Annotated in this window: 1 protein-coding gene; it reads left to right on the forward strand. The window is 40.6% G+C overall.

From position 1 onward, the window contains the following. Nucleotides 1-3,356 (forward strand): Hia/Hsf adhesin N-terminal domain-containing protein (locus tag EO122_RS08075; protein ID WP_206168525.1); only part of this gene is annotated, 3,356 nt, incomplete at both ends.

Below are 3,356 nucleotides of genomic sequence, written 5' to 3' on the forward strand. Positions count from 1 at the left end.
CCATTGAAAACTGCCTTGGTAAATCCAAATCCAGCAGCAGACAAAACAGGCACAACAAGCCCAACAGCATTGAACAATGTAACATCTGGATTGAACAAATATGGCGATCAAGTAGATGGTAAACCAGTAGAAGGTACAACAACTGCTAATACAGGATTAATTGACTTATCTACACCAGCAGATGGTGGGGCACCAAAAGTAAGCGACAACACAGCGGCGACAGTAGGTGATTTACGTAACATGGGCTGGATTGTATCTGCTGACAAAACAACAGGTGATTTGGAACATGCATATTCTGCAACAGTGAAAAATGCAAACGAAGTGAAATTCGTAGGCACAGGTACAGCTATCGTATCTGGGGAAACTAAAGACGGTGTGCGTACGATCACTGTGAATGTAGATGACCAAGTATCCACTAATAACGCAACAACACCAGTTGTATATACAAAAGCAGATGGTACAAAAGTATATCCAATTAAAGGTGAAAACGGTGCTATTACATACCATACAACTCCAGATGGAAAAGGTGATAATGACCAAGAAGTTCCAGGCACAGAGGTAATTACATCTGTCAACAGTCCTGATGGCACAATAACACCAGCTACATTAGCCAACGTAGCAGGCAACTTGGATGGCGCTAAAAAAGATACAACGGCACCAAAAGCAGAAGCTGCTGCACCAAATACAACAAATAAAGATGGCGATAAATACATCAATCCTAACAATGCAGCTACTGTAGGTGACGTATTAAATGCAGGTTGGAACTTACAAGAAAATGGAACAGCGAAAGACTTCGTAAAACCATATGACACAGTAAACTTTGTGAACGGTGGCAATACGACAGCAGTTGTTACAACGAATGCGGAAGGTACTGTAAGTAATGTATCTTTCAACGTAACAGGCTTACCTGTGACATACACAACTGAAGATGGAAAACCAGTATCTAAAGTAGGTGACAAATTCTACAAAGTGAACGAACAAGGTCAACCTATCAGTGAAGCAGGTAAACCAGCGGTGAAAACAAATGATGCTGGTAAATTAGTAGATGAAGATGGCACTGAGATTGAACCAATCAATCCAGCAACTACTCCGTTGAAAAATGCATTGGTAAATCCAAACCCAGCAGCAGACAAAACAGGTACAACAAGTCCAACACAATTAACAAATGTAGAAGGTAATTTAGTCGGCGCTAAAACAGGTACTGATACACCAACTACAGAACAGGCAGCGCCAACGTTAGGAAGTGCTGCTGATCAAGTTAATGTGCATAATGCAGCCACAGTAGGTGACGTATTAAATGCAGGTTGGAACTTACAAAATAATGGCACAGCGAAAGATTTTGTAAAACCATATGACACAGTAAACTTTGTGAACGGTGGCAATACGACAGCAGTTGTTACAACGAATGCGGAAGGTACTGTAAGTAATGTATCCTTCAACGTAACAGGATTACCTGTATCCTACACAACTGAAGATGGAAAACCAGTATCTAAAGTAGGCGACAAATTCTACAAAGTGAACGAAAATGGTCAACCTATCAGTGAAGCAGGTAAACCAGCAGTAAAAACAAATGATGCTGGCAAACTAGTAGATGAAGATGGTACTGAAATTGAACCAATCAACCCAGCAACTACTCCATTGAAAAATGTATTGGTAAATCCAAACCCAGCAGCAGACAAAACAGGTACAACAAGTCCAACACAATTAACAAATGTAGAAGGCAACTTGGATGGCGCTAAAAAAGATACAACAGCACCAAAAGCAGAAGCTGCTGCACCAAACACAACAAATAAAGATGGCGATAAATACATCAATCCTAACAATGCAGCCACAGTAGGTGACGTATTAAACGCAGGTTGGAACTTACAAGAAAATGGAACAGCGAAAGACTTCGTAAAACCATACGACAAAGTAAACTTTGTGAACGGTGGTAATACAACAGCTGTTGTGACAACTAATGCGGAAGGTACTGTAAGTAATGTATCCTTCAACGTAACAGGATTACCTGTATCCTACACAACTGAAGACGGCAAACCAGTATCCAAAGTGGGTGACAAATTCTACAAAGTAAATGAACAAGGTCAACCAATTAGCGAAGCAGGTAAGCCAGCAGTGAAAACAAATGATGCTGGTAAATTAGTAGATGAAGATGGTACTGAGATTGAACCAATCAATCCAGCAACTACTCCATTGAAAAATGCATTGGTAAATCCAAATCCAGCAGCAGATAAAACAGGTACAACAAGTCCAACAGCATTGAATAATGTAACATCTGGATTGAACAAATATGGGGATCAAGTAGATGGTAAACCAGTAGAAGGTACAACACCTGCCAATACAGGATTAATCGACTTATCTACACCAGCAGATGGTGCGGCACCAAAAGTAAGCGACAACACAGCTGCGACAGTAGGTGACTTACGTAACATGGGCTGGATTGTATCCGCTGATAAAACAACAGGTGATTTAGATACGGCATATTCCGCAACAGTGAAAAATGCAAACGAAGTGAAATTCGTAGGTACAGGCACAGCTATCGTATCTGGGGAAACTAAAGACGGTGTGCGTACGATCACTGTGAATGTAGATGACCAAGTATCCACTAATAACGCAACAACACCAGTTGTATATACAAAAGCAGATGGTACAAAAGTATATCCAATTAAAGGTGAAAACGGTGCTATTACATACCACACAACTCCAGATGGAAAAGGTGATAATGACCAAGAAGTTCCAGGCACAGAGGTAATTACATCTGTTAATAGTCCTGATGGAACAACAAAACCAGCTACATTAGCCAACGTAGCAGGCAACTTGGATGGCGCTAAAAAAGATACAACAGCACCAAAAGCAGAAGCAGCTGCACCAAACACAACAACTAAAGATGGTGATAAATACATCAATCCTAATAATGTAGCCACAGTAGGTGACGTATTAAACGCAGGTTGGAATTTACAAGAAAATGGAACAGCGAAAGACTTCGTAAAACCATACGATACTGTAAACTTCATTAATGGTGCAAATACGACAGCTGTGGTAACAACATCTGAAGATGGTACGACAAGTAAGGTAACATACAATGTAACAGGATTGCCTGTAACATACACAAATGAAGATGGAAAACCAGTATCTAAAGTGGGTGACAAATTCTACAAAGTTAACGAAAAAGGTCAACCACTAGCAGAGGATGGCACACCAGCAGCAGGTACAGATAAAGATGGTAACCCAATTACAGCCGATGGTACTGTAATCAAAGCAATCGATCCAGCTACAGAACCATTGAAAACTGCCTTGGTAAATCCAAATCCAGCAGCAGACAAAACAGGCACAACAAGCCCAACAGCATTGAACAATGT

The sequence above is a fragment of the Veillonella sp. CHU110 genome (genome assembly GCF_003992255.1).
Classification (GTDB): Bacteria; Bacillota; Negativicutes; order Veillonellales; family Veillonellaceae; genus F0422.